Origin of the sequence: Micromonospora sonchi, from assembly GCF_014646235.1 — a bacterium.
Lineage (GTDB): Bacteria > Actinomycetota > Actinomycetes > Mycobacteriales > Micromonosporaceae > Micromonospora > Micromonospora sonchi.
Genome location: NZ_BMNB01000008.1, coordinates 23,885 through 37,232 on the forward strand (window position 1 = coordinate 23,885; position 13,348 = coordinate 37,232).

General features: G+C 71.0%; 10 protein-coding genes. 1 reads left to right on the forward strand and 9 read right to left on the reverse strand.

Features of this window, described 5'->3' with window-relative positions; all coding sequences use genetic code 11:
- Window positions 1-103: 103 nt before the first annotated feature.
- The 4 genes from IEY61_RS10400 to IEY61_RS10415 all read right to left on the reverse strand — a co-directional run bounded on the left by IEY61_RS10400 (window position 104) and on the right by IEY61_RS10415 (window position 6,395).
- Window positions 104-2,920, reverse strand: coding sequence for an immunoglobulin-like domain-containing protein (locus IEY61_RS10400; protein WP_189042987.1), 2,817 nt, complete (start codon window positions 2,918-2,920; stop codon window positions 104-106).
- Window positions 2,921-3,352: 432 nt separating this feature from the next.
- The gene (locus IEY61_RS10405; protein ID WP_229705808.1) at window positions 3,353-3,895 is read right to left on the reverse strand and encodes a DUF2752 domain-containing protein; all 543 of its coding nucleotides are present in this window, start codon (window positions 3,893-3,895) and stop codon (window positions 3,353-3,355) included.
- Complete coding sequence (locus IEY61_RS10410) at window positions 3,892-5,121, reverse strand: winged helix-turn-helix domain-containing protein (RefSeq protein WP_189042989.1); 1,230 nt, start codon at window positions 5,119-5,121, stop codon at window positions 3,892-3,894. Before IEY61_RS10410 ends, IEY61_RS10405 begins: the two co-directional genes overlap by 4 nt.
- An 11-nt stretch (window positions 5,122-5,132) precedes the next feature.
- Entirely contained in the window at window positions 5,133-6,395 is a 1,263-nt protein-coding gene (locus IEY61_RS10415; RefSeq protein ID WP_189043317.1) for a glycosyltransferase family 87 protein, read from the reverse strand.
- Window positions 6,396-6,430: 35 nt separating this feature from the next.
- On the opposite strand from IEY61_RS10415, the gene IEY61_RS10420 reads away from it, so the two are divergent.
- Entirely contained in the window at window positions 6,431-7,012 is a 582-nt protein-coding gene (locus tag IEY61_RS10420) for a GNAT family N-acetyltransferase (protein WP_189042991.1), read from the forward strand.
- 21 nt (window positions 7,013-7,033) lie between these two features.
- Here the strand turns inward: IEY61_RS10420 and dapB are convergent, their stop codons facing one another.
- From dapB to IEY61_RS10445, 5 genes are all read right to left on the reverse strand, one after another.
- Window positions 7,034-7,807 (reverse strand): 4-hydroxy-tetrahydrodipicolinate reductase, encoded by a 774-nt coding sequence (gene dapB / locus IEY61_RS10425; RefSeq protein WP_189042993.1) that lies wholly within the window; start codon window positions 7,805-7,807, stop codon window positions 7,034-7,036.
- 30 nt (window positions 7,808-7,837) lie between these two features.
- Window positions 7,838-9,202, reverse strand: a complete 1,365-nt coding sequence (locus tag IEY61_RS10430; RefSeq protein WP_189043319.1) for a M16 family metallopeptidase — start codon at window positions 9,200-9,202, stop codon at window positions 7,838-7,840.
- A 147-nt stretch (window positions 9,203-9,349) separates the two neighbouring features.
- The gene (locus tag IEY61_RS10435) at window positions 9,350-11,731 is read right to left on the reverse strand and encodes a polyribonucleotide nucleotidyltransferase (protein ID WP_189042995.1); all 2,382 of its coding nucleotides are present in this window, start codon (window positions 11,729-11,731) and stop codon (window positions 9,350-9,352) included.
- Window positions 11,732-11,950: 219 nt separating this feature from the next.
- Complete coding sequence (gene rpsO / locus IEY61_RS10440) at window positions 11,951-12,220, reverse strand: 30S ribosomal protein S15 (protein WP_189042997.1); 270 nt, start codon at window positions 12,218-12,220, stop codon at window positions 11,951-11,953.
- 116 nt (window positions 12,221-12,336) lie between these two features.
- Window positions 12,337-13,323, reverse strand: coding sequence for a bifunctional riboflavin kinase/FAD synthetase (locus IEY61_RS10445; RefSeq protein ID WP_189042998.1), 987 nt, complete (start codon window positions 13,321-13,323; stop codon window positions 12,337-12,339).
- Window positions 13,324-13,348: the final 25 nt, after the last annotated feature.

A 13,348-nucleotide genomic window follows, 5' to 3' on the forward strand; every position in this document is an offset into this window, starting at 1 on the left:
TCCGGCCGAGGCCATGCCCCACTCATTCGGTCCCTGTCGAGCTGAACTGCAGCAGGCGGTGGCGGGCCGACGAGGATGAGCTCGCCGACCCGCCACCTGCTGGCTACCGCACCGTCAAATTCTGGTAGTTGGCGGCGTGCGGCTGGTAGGTCGGGTTGCCGGAGTAGGCAACGTGGACCTTGTAGTTCCCGCGAGGCAGATCGGCGGTCTGCAGCGTGACGACGGCCTTGCCGTCCACCAGTTGCACGACATGCTCGGTGCCACCGAAGGTGACGGTGACCTCACCGGTCGGGGTCGCAGCCTTCTTCTTCTGCCCGCCCGCGGGACCAACGGTCACGTCCAGCTTGAACGTGTCCCCACGGACAACCGACGCCGGCGCGGCCTTCGCGTGGACCTTGACGGCGTTCGGGCCGGAGGGCACCTTGAACGACGCCGCAGCCTCCGACGCCTCCAGGTAGTCGAAGCCGAGGTACTCGGCCTTGACCGTCCGGGTACCCGCAGCCAGACCCGCCGGCAGCGTGACCGTGGCCGCGCCGTCCTTCAGGTAGGCGAGCTTCGACCACGAGCCGACGCTGAACCGCACCTGGCCGCCGGTCTCGAACCCGTCAGCTGCCTCGACCGTGGCGGTGGCCGTGGTCGTCTGGGCCCCGCTCGCGTACGGCTCGACAGCCACCTTGGTGGTGGTCTTGACGTCGCTGTTCGGGATCTCGCGGATGTCGTTCCACTCGCGGACGGTGATCGGGATCACGGTGCCGTGACGCGGACGGGTCACGCCCGCGTTGGTCATCGTGAGCGCCTTGGTGTTCCAGGTCGGAGCCTCAATGTCCTCGTGGCACGCGGCCTGGTACCCACCACCGTTCGTGTACCGGTCACCCCAGAGGTAGAACTGGCCGGGGCAGGCGGTGTCACCAGGGTTGGCCTGGAAGATGACCGGCCCCTCGTAGCCCTGGTTGGGGTCCCACGTCGTGCGCCCCAGGGCCGGAGCGAGCAACTGCCAGCTGTTGACGTCGCTGTCCAGGAAGTCGGTGTGCTTCTCCGAGAAGATGTCCGAGCCCCGGTTGCCGGCCTCGTTCTTGGTCACGCGGTAGTAGTAGTCGCCGACCTTGATCGCGGTCGTGTCGATCCGCGACAGCGGGGCCGGGTCCTGCTGGACCTGGGGAGCGGAGAACGTCTGGAAGTCGCGCGTCGTGGCGTACCACATCTGCGCGTTCCCCTGACCGGTGCGGTTCACCGGGTTGTCCCACAGCGACTGGGCCCAGAACACGGCGTACGCGCCGATTTCTTCGACCCACAGCGACTCGGGTGCGAAGGCGTTGCCCGCGTCGTCGGGCGCGACCTTCACGTGCCGCTGAGGAGTCCAGTTGACGAGGTCGTTCGACTCGAACACCTCGATGTACTGGGTGTCGTTGATGGCGTATCCGCCCTGGTCGTACCAGTTCAGGTCGGTGGCGATCATGTAGAACGTGTCGCCGTCGGGTGAACGGACGATGTGCGGGTCACGCAGGCCCTGGTCGCCCTGCTGAGAGATGAGCGACGGCCAGCCTCCGGTCAGGCCGGTCCAGTCCAGAGCGGTGTTTCCGTTGGACGTCGCGAACATGATCTGCTCGCCGTCGGCGATTCCCTCGCCCTTGAAGTACCCCATGAAGTACCGCTCGTACTCCTCGGAACGGGGCATGGCCTTGATGGTCACCGGGAACGACTTCGTCTGGGAGGACGATCCCTTGGTGATGGTCGCCGTCAGGGTGGCGTCCACGTTCGGATGGCCGAAGGCCGGGCGGGTCACCTCACCCGTCGGGCTGACGAGGTCGGTGGTCGACTTCCAGGTGATCGTGGACCCGAACTCGCCGGTGGCCGAAAGGTCGATGTTCCCGCGCACGTCGTCGGTGGCGTACAGGTTCAGGTCGTACGTGTCACGGTCGACCGCCTGCGCGTCGTCGAACTCGGCCTTCACCACGATGGGGATCTCCCGGGTGGCGACCTCCTCGGCGCCCTTGCGGAGAGTCGCCGTGAGGGTGGCTGTCGCGTCGGGCTGCCCCTTCGCGGGCCGGGTGATCTTGCCGGTCACCGCGACCTTGCGTGCGCTGTTGAGGGCCGGCGGGGTGTAGACCTCGACGACCGACGGGTCCGAACTCGTCCACGTGATGGCCGAGCCCGCCTTGGAGCCCACCTTGGGCAGGACGATGTCGTGGACGATCGCGCTGGTCAGGCCGAGGTCGATGGCCTCGGCGTCGGCGCGAACGCCGTTGGAGACGGTCCTGTCCGCCAGGGCGAGTGTCTCGTCGAGGCTCACTGCCCGGTCGTAGACCCGGAAGTCCCGGAGCGTTCCGCGGAACGAGTAGTGGCCCGAGTTCTGGGAGCGAGCGAGGAAGTTGCAGTTGGTCCCCGCGGCGTTCACCGACGGCGGCGTGGTCAGGTTCGCCGACGTGGCGTGCAGTACGCCGTCGAGGTAGAGCCTGCCGGTCCAGCTCGTACCGTTCTCGTTCAGCGACTGGGTGTAGGTGACGTGCGTCCACGCCCCCTCGTGCATGCGGACCCGGTTCTGCTGGAGGTTCGTCGAACCCACCGCGACGCGGAACCGCTGGGTGTTCGACGCGAAGATGGAGCCCTGGGCGCCGGTGTCGACGTCGCACGAGCCGGACTTCCGGCCGAGGCTCCACATCTGGTGCTCGCCGACGTTCGCCGGGTCGATCCACACGTCGTAGTCGACGGTGAAGTTCGACATGCCGGCGGTGAGGTCGTTCGGCAGTGCCACGTACGCACCGTCGAGGGCGCTCGCGTAGGAGTCGGGGTTGAACCTGACCCCTTCGCCGGTCAAGGTCGCCTTCTCCGGATTCACGAGCGTGGCGTTCGCCGCCGAGCCCGCGCTACCCGAGTTGACCAGGGTCGTCCCACTGGTCTCGTTGAGGGCGAAGTGGTGCACCAGACCCTTGTTGAGCTCCGCCTCGGCAGCGTACGAGGGCGTCGCTACGAACGAGACCGAGAGAAGCCCACCCAGTGCCAGGCCGGCGACACCTCTGCTCTTCCGACTCAGCCTGTGACGTGACCTTTGCTGTTGCAATCTCAATTGATACTCCTTGATTGGCGCCAAACTCGAAAGTGGATGCCGTTGTTAACGTTAACAACGGCAGGATGCAAGGTCAACAGCCGATGCGTCGCGGTCCGAGGTCGTGGAAGTCGCGCCGCCGGCTGGGGATTCCGTCTTTCGCACCTAGGCGGCGGTTACGGCGCCAACCAGGGCGTAGTCAGGCAATATGTCGAAGTCGGTTTGACCCGAACGAATGGCAAAAACCGCCGCAACACCCACCACCTCAACCCTGAACTTCAGCCAGGATCACGAAGGGCGGCTGGAGTGTTAGACGTAGAGGGCGGTGAACGGGGGCCAGGGGAGGTTGCGGACCACTGAGAAGGCCAGCCAGGCGACGAGGAAGCCGCCGATCACCTTGGGGCTGACCCGCAACTCGGGCAGGCGCCAGCCGAACGCCTGCCTGCCGGCCCAGACGACGAAGAAGTACGCCAGGAAGGGCAGCGCGAAGACGAAGAGGAAGTGGTGCCGGGCAGCGGCGGGCAGGTCGGCGTGCAGCACGTACCAGAGGGCGCGGGTGCCGCCGCAGCCCGGGCAGTCCAGCCCGGTGGTGAACTTGAGCAGGCAGGACGGCAACGCGTCCGGGGCCGAGCGGGTGGGGTCGCTGAGCAGCGTGTAGCCGATGCCGGCGGCGACGCAGCCGAGCGCGGCCAGCGGCACCACCCAGCGCGGCGTACGAGCGTGCATCCGCGTCACGAACCGGGTCAGCCGGTCCGGCTCGGCCACCGAGTAACCCGCCGGGGAGGCGGTCGGCTCCTCGGTCGGCGGGTGCGGCTGGGCAGCCGGTCGGTCAACGCTCGTCACGAAACTCACCGTACACCGGCTACCCCGGTCAGCGCGGCGGCCAGCGGGGCCGCGAGGTCACCGGCGACCGGCGGCGCCACCGCGTCCAGGCCGAGCCAGCCGGCCAGCCGATACAGCTCGGCGGCGAGCGCCAACGAGGTCTCCCCCGGGTCGACGCCCGGCTCCACCCAGGCGGCCGGCACCAGCAGCACCCCGGCCTTGCGGTCGGCCTTCAGGTCGACCCGGGCGGTGAACCGCTCACCCTGCCGGAACGGCAGCACGTAGTAGCCGTACACCCGTTTGGGGGCCGGGACGTAGATCTCGATCCGGTAGCTGAGGTCGAACAGCCGCTCGGCGCGGCCGCGTTCCCAGACCAGCGGGTCGAACGGGCTGACCAGCGTGTTGCCCCGGACCCAGCGCGGCAGCCGGGCCTGCGCGTGCAGCCAGGCCGGCTGTCGCCAGCCCGCCACCGTCACCGGCCGCAACTCCCCCGCCTCGACCAGTTCGGCGATGGCCTGCCGGGCCCCGGCCACCGGCAGCCGGAAGTAGTCGCGCAGCTCCGGCTCCGCGGCCACCCCCAGCGACCGCGCGGCGACGCCGACCAGGGTGCGGTACGCGTCGGCGTCACTCGGCGTGGGTGCGTCGAGCACCGCCGCCGGCAACACCCGCTCGGGCAGGTCGTAGCGGCGGGCGAACGAGTTGGTGCGCTCCGCCGCGCAGACCTCGCCGGCCCAGAAGAGATATTCCAGCGCCTGCTTCACCGCCGACCAGTTCCACCCCCAGTTGCCGGTCTGTCGGGGCGCGTCGTGCTCGATCTCGGCCACCGTCAGCGGGCCTCGGGCGGCCACCTCGTCGCGGACCCAGGCGACCAGCTCGGGTTGCTCGCGGACGATGCGGCGCATCGCGCCCCAGGCGTCGGTGTGCGCCCGGGCCATCCGCCAGCGCAGCGCCGGGTGCAGGCCCACCGGCACCAGCGACGCCTCGTGGCCCCAGTATTCGACCAGGTCCCGTGGGTGCCGGTAGGCGGCCGAGTCGAGCAGCGCGGTCGGGTAGGGCCCGAGCCGGCTGTAGAGCGGAAGGTAGTGCGCGCGTTGCAGCACGTTGACCGAATCCATCTGGATCAGCCCGACCCGGTCGAGCACCCGGCGCAGGTGCCGGCGGGTGGGCGCCCCGGCGGGCGCGGGGTCGGCGAAGCCCTGGGCGGCCAGCGCGATCCGCCGGGCCTGGGCGAGCGAGAGCGATTCCGGTACGGCCATCGCGAGGCAGGCTACGTCAGCCGTACGACATCGTCGGTCGGTCGCCCGACCTGGTCGAGTTGCGCTGCACCCGATGGCTCGACGGGTGCAGCCGGCCGCCGGCCGGGCGGGATCGACCGTCGCACCGGCAGGAAGGCCAGCAGCGCCAGACTGATCCAGACGTACGTGTTGCTGAACAGGAAACCGTCGACCCCGCTGAAGTCCTCCTCCCACGCCCAGACGATGCGGCTGATCAGGAAGGCGTACGCGATGGTGGTGGCGACCAGCAGGGTCCGACGCCGGCGGCTGCCCGGCGGCGCGGCCATGCCGTGGTCGACCAGCAGGATCAACCCCGGCAGCAGCCAGACCAGGTGGTGCACCCAGGTGACCGGGCTGACCAGGCACATCACCGTGCCGGTCAGGGCCAGGCCGGCGGCGGAGTCCCCGGCGGACGCGGCGGCGCGGGACCGCCACACCCACAGCGCCGCCGTCGCGGCGACCAGTGCCAGCCAGGCCACCGTGCTGGGGCTGGTCGGGTCGAGCCGGGCCACCACGCCGCGCAGCGACTGGTTGGAGATGAAGGCGAGTTCACCGACCCGGTCGGTGTTCCACAGGGCGGTGGTCCAGAACTCCCGGGACGCGTCCGGGAAGAGCCCGGCGGCGAGCACGGTCGCCCCGGTCGCGGTGCCGACGGCGGTGACCGCCGCCCGAACGCGCCCGGTGACCAGCAGGTACACGATGAAGATGCCCGGAGTCAGCTTGATCGCGGTGGCCAGGCCGATGCCGATTCCGGTCCACCGGCTGCCGCCCGGCAGCAGCCGCAGCAGGTCCACCGCGACCAGGAACAGCAGCAGGGTGTTGACCTGGCCGAAGTTGATGGTCTCGCGCATCGGCTCGAACGCGGCGGCGAGGCAGAGCGCCACCGCGAAGGCGAACCAACGGGGCCAGCCGGCCCGCCGCGACACCGGGTCGAGCAGCCACCAGATCACCACCGCGCTGGTGGCCACCCCGGCGGCCACGCTCACCACGATCGCCGGATGCCACGCCAGGTACGCCATCGGCAGCATCACCAGCGCGGCGAACGGCGGATAGGTGAAGCCGTACTGGGTGCCGGGCCGCAGGTAGTCGTAGATCTCCCCACCGTCGTGCGCCCACCACACCAGCGCGCCCCGGTAGACCTGGAGGTCGAAGAAGCCGTGCCGGACCGCCGCCACGGAGAGGAACGCGGCCACCGCGACGGCGAGCGCGACCACCGTGACGGTCTGCCCAATGGTCTGCCTGGCACCCTGCGCCAACGTCGCCTCCCTCACCCTGCGTAGGCTGTCGTCTCATGGCTGCAGGGTTTGTCCGCCCGGCGCGTCCGGAGGACGTCGCCGAGATCGCCCGCATCCAGCTCGCCACCTGGCGGGCCGCCTACCGGCGGCTGCTGCCCCGGCACGTGCTGGACAACCTCGACGAGGGGTGGCTCGCCCAGCGCTGGGACGCCGCAGTGCGCCAGCCGCCCGGCGACACGCACCAGGTGCTGGTCGCCGTCGAACAGGCCGCGCAATCGTATCTGGTGGGTTTCGCCGCCTCCGGTCCGGCCGACGCGGAGGCGCTGGCCCCGAACGAGCCGGCCGACGCCCTCGGCCCGGGCGTGGTGGCGGTGACGGATCTGTTGGTCGAGCCACGGTGGGGCCGGCGTGGGCACGGCAGTCGGCTGCTCGCGGCCAGCGTCGACCTGTGGCGGGAGTCCGGCTTCGAGCAGGCGGTGGCCTGGGTGTTCGAGGGCGACCAGGCGTCCCGCAAGTTCCTCACCGCCGCCGGTTGGGAGCCCGACGGTGCGGGACGTGCGCTGGACGTCGACGACATGCTGGTGCCCCAACTGCGCCTGCACGTCGCGGTCCCCACCGAGCCGACCGAGGCCGGCTGACCGGCCCCGGTCGGCGACCGCTCAGTCGAGCAGCGGGTCCAGGCCGACGGTGAGGCCAGGACGGTCGCCCACCGCGCGAACCGCGAGCAGCACGCCGGGCATGAACGAGACCCGGTCGTACGAGTCGTGCCGGATGGTCAGGGTCTCGCCGGTGGTGCCGAAGAGCACCTCCTGATGGGCGACCAGCCCGGTGGCCCGGACCGCGTGCACGCGCACCCCGTCGATGTCGGCGCCCCGGGCGCCGGCGACCTCGTCCTTCGTGGCGTCCGGGGCGGGGCCGAGGCCGGCCTCGGCGCGGGCGGCGGCGATCAGGCGGGCGGTGTGGGTGGCGGTGCCGCTGGGCGCGTCGAGCTTGCGCGGGTGGTGCTGCTCGACGATCTCGACCGACTCGAAATGCCGGGCGGCGCGGGCGGCGAACTGCATCATCAGCACCGCGCCGATGCCGAAGTTCGGGGCGATCACCATGCCCAGCCCGGGCCGGTCGGCGAGCCAGCCACGCACCTGCTCCAGCCGCTGCTCAGTGAAGCCGGTGGTGCCGACCACCACGTGGATGCCCTGGTCGACACACCAGCGCAGGTTGTCCATGACGACATCCGGGGTGGTGAAATCGACGACCACCTGCGCGCCGGCCGCCGACAGCTCATCCAACGAATCGCCCTGGTCGACTGCCGCCGCCAACTCCATGTCGGTGGCCGCGTCGACGGCCCTGCACACCTCGGCGCCCATCCGTCCACGGGCACCCAGCACGCCGACCCGGATCGGCTCGGCCGCACCCTTTTCCTGCTCGTCAGTCACGCGCCACAACCTATCCCAACCGGGCGGAGGTCAGGCGGTGAAGTCGGACTCGCCGAACGGGCCGACCACGGCCAGCGACATCGGCCGGGCCAGCAGGTCGGCGGCGAGGGTGTTGACCTCGTCCAGGGTGACCGCGTCGACCCGGGCGAGCAGTTCGTCGACCGGCATCAGGTGGCCGTGGAGCAGCTCGCCCTTGGCCAGCCGGCTCATCCGCGAGCCGGTGTCCTCCAGCCCGAGGACGAACGAGCCCTTGCTCATCCCCTTGCCCCGGGCGAGTTCGGCCTCGGTGATGCCGTGTTCGGCGGTGCGCGCCAGTTCGGTACGGGTCAGCTCCAGCACCTCGCCGATCCGGGTCGGGGCGCAGCCGGCGTAGACGCCGAAAAGGCCGCTGTCGGCGTACTGGCTTGCGTAGGAGTAGACCGAGTAGGCCAGGCCGCGGCGCTCGCGGATCTCCTGGAACAGCCGGCTCGACATGCCGCCGCCGAGGACGTTGTTCAGCACACCCAGGGCGAAGCGGCGCTCGTCGAGCCGGTCGATGCCGGGGCAGCCGAGCACAACGTGCGCCTGCTCGGTCTCCTTCGGCTCGACGACCGTGGTGGCGGCCCGGGTGCGTACCGCCGGGGTGGCCGGCCGGTACGGCGCCGGCTCGGCGGGATCGGTGTCCAGCGGGCTGCCGTGCATCGCCTGACGGACCAGCCGGACCACGGTCGCGTGGTCGAGGTTGCCGGCGGCGGCGATGAGGATCTGCGGTGCCACGTAGCGGCGTCGGTAGAAGCTCTGGATCTGGCGGCGGGTCATCGGGGTGATCGTCTCGACGGTGCCGGAGATCAGCCGACCCAGCGGGTGGTTGCCGTAGACGGACCGGGCGAAGAGGTCGTGCACCTCGTCGCCGGGCTCGTCGTCGTACATGGCGATCTCCTCGAGGATCACACCACGCTCGGTCTCCACGTCCGCCGGCTCCAGCGTCGAGTCGGCCACCAGGTCGCACATCACGTCGATGGCCAGCGGCAGGTCCTCGTCCAGCACCCGGGCGTAGTAGCAGGTGTACTCCTTCGTGGTGAAGGCGTTGGTCTCCCCGCCGACCGCCTCGATCGCCGAGGAGATCTCCATCGCGCCCCGTTTGTGGGTGCCCTTGAAGAGCAGGTGCTCCAGGAAGTGCGCGGCGCCGGCCTGCGTCCCGGTCTCGTCCCGCGAGCCGACCGCCACCCAGATGCCGAACGAGACGCTGCGCATCGCCGGGATCGCCTCGGTCAGCACGCGCAGCCCGCTGGGCAGCACCGTGCGGCGCACCGTACCGCCCAGCGGGTCGTCGCTCAGCGTCCTGGTCACCGCCCGGCTCGCGCCGCCGGCGGACCTGGAGGTCGCGGTGGCGTGCCGGCTCGCGCCGGGCAGCATCACCCCCCGTCGATCCGCCGGGAAGGACGACGGCCGGGTCCGATTCACGGGAACCTGCTTCCAGTTGGACGAGGGGTGGTTGGGCGCAAACCGGCCGGGCGACGTGGTCGCCCGGCCGGTCAGCGGATCAGTACGGCTGATCGGGGATCAGCTGTGCCGGGTGCGGCGCCGCGGGCGGGAGTCGCCGCCGTCCTCGCCGCCCTCGCCCCGCTCCGGGCCACGGCCGCCCCGGTCGCCACCGCGCTCGCGGTCGCCCCGGTCCCGTGGAGCCCGGTCACCCCGGTCCCGGCCGGCCGGCCGCTCGCCGCCGGCCTCGCCGCTGGCCTCGGCGGCGGGAGCTGGCGCCTCGGCGCCCTCCGGGCGGACCTTGTCCAGGTAGATCTTGCCGCGCTGGTCGATGTCGGCGATCTCGACCTCGACCCTGTCGCCGACGTTGAGGAAGTCCTCGACCTTCTCGACCCGCTTGCCGTCGCCCACCTTGGAGATGTGCAGCAGGCCGTCGCGGCCGGGCAGCAGCGAGACGAACGCGCCGAACGGCGCGGTCTTGACCACGGTGCCGAGGAAGCGGTCGCCGACCTTGGGCAGGGTCGGGTTGGCGATCGCGTTGATCCGCTCGACGGCGGCCTGCGCCGACGGGCCGTTGGTGGCGCCGACGTAGATGGTGCCGTCGTCCTCGATGGAGATCTCGGCGCCGGTCTCGTCCTGGATGGCGTTGATGGTCTGGCCCTTCGGGCCGATCACCATGCCGATCTTGTCGACCGGGATCTTCACGGTGGTGACCCGCGGTGCGTAGTCGGACATCTCGGCCGGTGCCTCGATCGCCCGCTGCATCACGTCGAGGATGGTCTGCCGGGCCTCGTGGGCCTGCTGCAGCGCGGCGGCCAGCACGTCGGACGGGATGCCGTCGAGCTTGGTGTCGAGCTGCAACGCGGTGACGAAGTCGGGGGTGCCGGCGACCTTGAAGTCCATGTCGCCGAACGCGTCCTCGGCACCGAGGATGTCGGTGAGCGTCACGTACTGGGTCTTGCCGTCGACCTCGTCGGAGATGAGGCCCATGGCGATGCCGGCCACCGGCGCCTTCAGCGGCACGCCGGCGGAGAGCAGGCCCAGCGTCGAGGCGCAGACCGAGCCCATCGAGGTGGAGCCGTTGGAGCTGAGCGCCTCGGAGACCTGCCGGATGGCGTACGGGAATTCCTCCCGCGAGGGCAGCACCGGAATCAGCGCCCGCTCGGCCAGCGCGCCGTGCCCGATCTCGCGGCGCTTCGGCGAGCCGACCCGGCCGGTCTCACCGGTCGAGTACGGCGGGAAGTTGTAGTTGTGCATGTAGCGCTTGGACTTCTCCGGGGAGAGGGTGTCCAGGGCCTGCTCCATGCGCAGCATGTTGAGCGTGGTGACGCCGAGGATCTGGGTCTCGCCGCGCTCGAACAGCGCCGAGCCGTGCACCCGGGGCAGCACGCCGACCTCGGCGGTCAGCGTGCGGATGTCACGCGGACCACGACCGTCGATGCGGACCTGCTCGCGCAGCACCCGGCTGCGTACCTCGGACTTGGTCAGCGAACGGAAGGCCGCGCTGAGCTCCTTCTCCCGGCCCTCGAAACGCGGGCCGACCTCCTCCAGCACGCGGGCCTTCACCGCGTCCAGGGCCTCCTCGCGGTCCGCCTTGCCGGCGATCTGCAGGGCCTCGGCGACGTCGGCGCGGGCGAACCCGGCCACCGCGTCGTACGCGTCATCCTGGTAGTCAAGGAAGACCGGGAACTCGGCGACTGGCTTGGCGGCCACCTCGGCCAGCTCGCTCTGTGCCCGGCACAGCTCGCGAATGGCCGGCTTGGCGGCCTCCAGACCGCTGGCCACGACCTCCTCGGTCGGCGCGGCGGCACCGCCGGCGACCAGCTTGACGGTGTGCTCGGTGGCCTCCGCCTCGACCATCATGATCGCGACGTCGCCGTCGGGCAGCGAACGGCCGGCCACGACCATGTCGAAGGTGGCCCGCTCCAGCTCCTCGTGGGTCGGGAAGGCGACCCACTGGCCGTCGACGTGGGCCACCCGGGTGGCCCCGATCGGGCCGGAGAACGGCAGGCCGGAGAGCTTGGTCGACATCGAGGCGGCGTTGATCGCCACCACGTCGTACGGGTGCTGCGGGTCGAGCGCGAGGATGGTCTCGACGACCTGCACCTCGTTGCGCAGGCCCTTGACGAACGACGGGCGCAGCGGCCGGTCGATCAGGCGGCAGGTGAGGATGGCCTCCTCGCTGGGCCGACCCTCGCGGCGGAAGAACGAGCCGGGAATGCGCCCGGCAGCGTACATCCGCTCCTCCACGTCGACGGTCAGCGGGAAGAAGTCGAACTGCTCCTTCGGCTGCTTGCCGACGGTGGTGGCGGAGAGGACGACCGTCTCGCCGAGCTGGGCGACGACGGAACCGGCGGCCTGCCGGGCCAGCCGGCCGGTGGAGAAGGTGATCTCACGGGTGCCGAACGACCCGTTGTCGATCACGGCGGTGCGGGATTCGGTGCCGAGTCTGGTCTCGGTCATGTGCTGTCGTACTCCTTCGCATCGGGGGCCACGATGCGGGAGCTGTGCGGACGGCCGGTCTTCGATCGAAGCGCCCGGGGCCGGCGGCGTGCTGCCGCGCTGCCCGGGGGCCACTACCGGAGACCGGTACGCCGACGGCTCCCTGTCTGGGTGGTCGCGGCCCGTGTCTCGAGGTGGGACGCCGGGGGAGCGGCCGGGCTGGCCACTCCCCCGCTCACGTCACCGGCGCAGGCCGAGCCGCTCGATGAGCGACCGGTAGCGGTTGATGTCCTTCTTCTGGACGTAGCTGAGCAGCCGGCGGCGACGGCCGACCAGCAGCAGCAGCCCACGGCGGCTGTGGTGGTCGTGCTTGTGCGCCTTCAGGTGCTCGGTGAGGTCGGCGATCCGCTTGGTGAGGATCGCGACCTGCACCTCGGGCGAACCGGTGTCGCCCTCGACGGTCGCGTACTCCTCGCGGATCTTGGCCTTGGTCTGCTGGTCGAGCGCCATGTTCTCCCTGTTTCGATGGATTGTCTTGATGCGGTCCGTCGAGCCGGGCCACAGCACCGGCGACGGACGGTCCTCGCACCCGCGGCGTCGAGCAGGCATGCGAGGCCCCACGTCGGTCAGCCGACGTCCTCCCCACGGTACACCACCTCGTCCGGAACTTCCGGACAAGCCCCTCGGGCCAGTGCTTGGCGGGTCCGCTCCACATCCTCGGTGATCTGCGCCACCAGTGGCTCGATCGAGTCGAAGCGGATCTGGCCGCGCAGGTGCGCCACGAAGTCCAGGGCGAGCCACTCGCCGTACAGGTCGCCGTCGAAGTCCAGGGCGTACGCCTCGACCCGGCGCTCCCTTCCGGAAAAGGTCGGATTCGTGCCGATCGAGACGGCCGCGGCGAGGGTCCGCCGCTGACCCCGGCGGACCATCCGGGCGGCGTAGATGCCGTCGGCGGGGATCGCCGCGTAGCGGCGGCAGCGCAGGTTGGCGGTCGGAAAGCCCAACTCTCGGCCGCGCTGGTCGCCCCGGACCACCACCCCTTCCAGCCGATGCGGGCGGCCCAGCGCGGCGGCCGCCGCCGTCACGTCACCGGCATCGACGCAGGAACGGATGTACGTGGAGGAGAAGACGGTGCCGGACCCGGCCACCAGCGGGGCGCCCTCGACGGCGAAGCCGAACGTGCGGCCGAGCCGCTCCAGCAGGGCGACATCCCCCGCCGCCCGGTGCCCGAACCGGAAGTTGTCGCCCACCACCACCAGCGCGGCGTGCAGGTGCTCGACCAGCACGTCGTGCACGAACGCCTCGGCGGGCAGCCGGGAGAACTCCGGGGTGAAGGGAACCACGCAGAGCACGTCCACACCGAGCGCCTCGATCAACTCCGCCTTGCGCGCCGGTTCGGTGAGCACCGCCGGGTGCGAGCCGGGCCGGACCACCTCGGCCGGGTGCGGGTCGAAGGTGACCACCACCGACTGCACGCCCAGTTCGCGGGCCCGGGTCACGGCGTGCCCGATGGTGGCCTGATGCCCCTTGTGGACGCCGTCGAAGACCCCGATGGTGACGACCGACCGCCCCCAGCCACCGGGTGCCGCGTCGTACCCCCGCCACCGCTGCATGCTCTTCCTCTCCTGTCGTCCCGCC

Coding starts and splice junctions, on each gene's coding strand:
- IEY61_RS10410 (WP_189042989.1), bottom strand. CDS start 5,121: ATGGCCGTACCGGAATCGCTCTCGCTCGCCCAGGCCCGGCGGATCGCG.
- IEY61_RS10420 (WP_189042991.1), top strand. CDS start 6,431: ATGGCTGCAGGGTTTGTCCGCCCGGCGCGTCCGGAGGACGTCGCCGAG.
- IEY61_RS10430 (WP_189043319.1), bottom strand. CDS start 9,202: ATGCTGCCCGGCGCGAGCCGGCACGCCACCGCGACCTCCAGGTCCGCC.
- IEY61_RS10435 (WP_189042995.1), bottom strand. CDS start 11,731: ATGACCGAGACCAGACTCGGCACCGAATCCCGCACCGCCGTGATCGAC.
- rpsO (WP_189042997.1), bottom strand. CDS start 12,220: ATGGCGCTCGACCAGCAGACCAAGGCCAAGATCCGCGAGGAGTACGCG.
- IEY61_RS10445 (WP_189042998.1), bottom strand. CDS start 13,323: ATGCAGCGGTGGCGGGGGTACGACGCGGCACCCGGTGGCTGGGGGCGG.